Annotated in this window: 2 protein-coding genes; both read right to left on the bottom strand. The window is 70.0% G+C overall.

Going from position 1 to position 1,836, the window contains the following annotated elements:
• Positions 1–836 (bottom strand): beta-ketoacyl synthase N-terminal-like domain-containing protein (locus ACWIHY_RS40230; RefSeq protein WP_454381711.1); only part of this gene is annotated, 836 nt, incomplete at its 3' end.
• A 118-nt stretch (positions 837–954) separates the two neighbouring features.
• On the bottom strand, positions 955–1,836 hold an 882-nt coding region (locus ACWIHY_RS40225), incomplete at its 5' end, for a phosphopantetheine-binding protein (protein ID WP_454381709.1).

Raw genomic sequence — 1,836 nt, 5'->3', positions numbered from 1 at the left:
GCCAACACCCGACGGCCATTCCTCCGCGCATCCGAAAGCCGCTCCACCAACAACAACCCCACACCCTCCGACCACCCCGTACCATCCGCAGAGGCGTCGAAGGACTTGCAACGACCGTCGGCCGCCAGCCCGCGTAGCCGGGAGAACTCGACGAAGGCGACCGGGGTCGACATCACCGTCGCGCCGCCCGCGAGCGCAAGGTCGCACTCGCCCCGGCGCAGGGCTGAGGCCGCCAGGTGCAGCGCGACGAGCGAGGACGAGCACGCCGTGTCCACGGTCACCGCGGGGCCTTCGAGCCCGTACGTGTAGGCGAGACGCCCGGAGGCGATGCTGCCGGCGCTGCCGCTGTAGAGGTAACCCTCGTAGCCCTCGGGAGGCAGGTTCGGGCGCGAACCGTAGTCGCTGTACATCACGCCGGTGAAGACACCGGTCCGGCTGCCCCTCAGCGACTGGGGGTCGAGGCCGGCCCGCTCGAACGTCTCCCACGCCGTCTGGAGCAGGAGTCGCTGCTGGGGGTCCGTAGCGAGCGCCTCACGCGGCGACATCCCGAAGAACTCGGCATCGAACTGATCCGCGTCGTGCAGGAAACCACCCTCACGGGCATACGACTTGCCCACCCGCGCGGGATCGGGATCATACAGATCCTCGACATCCCAGCCCCTATTGACCGGGAACGGCGAAACCGCGTCCACCCCACCCGCCACCAGCCGCCACAGATCCTCCGGCGAGGACACCCCACCCGGATAACGACAGCCCATGGCCACGATCGCGATGGGCTCCTGCTCCCGCTCCTCCACCTCCCGCAGCCGCTTGCGCGCGTCGCGCGCGTCCGCGATGGCCCGCTTGAGGTAGTCCCGGAGTTTGTCCTCGGCCGCCATGTTGATCTCAGCTCCCCGTTGTGGTGTGTTCGGTGCTTGTGGTGCGTGTGTGCGACGTGGTCCGGTCAGAGACCTGTCATTCGATGTCGTCGAAGAGCGCGAAAAGCTCCTCGTCGCTGGCGGTTTCGAGGTCCTGGTCGTCGTCGGCGGCGCCCCCGAGCCCGTCATTGCCGGCCGTTGTGCGACCGGCCGCCTCCGCGAAGTCCAGCAGCTCACGCAGACGGGTACTGATCCGTCCGTGAGCGTCCCCGTCCGGGCTCATCGCCTCGATCACCGCCTTCAGCCTGGTCAGTTCCGCGAGTACGGGCTCGGCGGGCGAGATGTCCTCGACGGCGAGCTCTTCCCGGAGGTGTGCCGCGAGGGCGGCGGGGTTGGGGTAGTCGAAGACGAGGGTGGTGGGCAGCCGCAGGCCGGTCGCCGTGTTGAGCCGGTTGCGGAGCTCTACGGCGGTCAGCGAGTCGAAGCCCAGCTCCTGGAAGGCACGGTCCGCCTCGACCGCACCCGGATCGGCGTGGCCCAGGACTCCGGCGACCTCCGTACGTACGAGATCGGTGAGCGTGCGCTCCCGGTCGGCCGGGGGCAGCGTCGCGAGCCGCTCGGCCAGGGTCGGGCCGCTGTCCGTGCCGGACGCTGATCCGTCGGCGACGGCGCGGCGCGGAGCCGTACGGACCAGTCCTCGCAGCATCGCGGCGGGCTCTTCGCCGGAGGTCCGCAGGGCGTGGGTGTCGAGGCGGGTGACCCCGAGGACCGCTTCACCGGTCGCGAACGCCGCGTCGAACAGCTCCATCGCGTCCCCGGACGCCAGTGGGCGAAGCCCGGAACGTGCCAGACGCTTGATATCGGTCTCCGCCAGCCCTCCGGTCAGCGCACTGGATTCCTCCCACAGGCCCCACGCCAGCGAAAGCGCGGGCAGGCCACTCGACCGGCGATGGACTGCGAGCGCGTCCAGGAACGTGTT

It is taken from the genome of Streptomyces sp. NPDC055287 (genome assembly GCF_053646035.1).
This window is presented reverse-complemented; position numbering and strand designations above follow the sequence as displayed.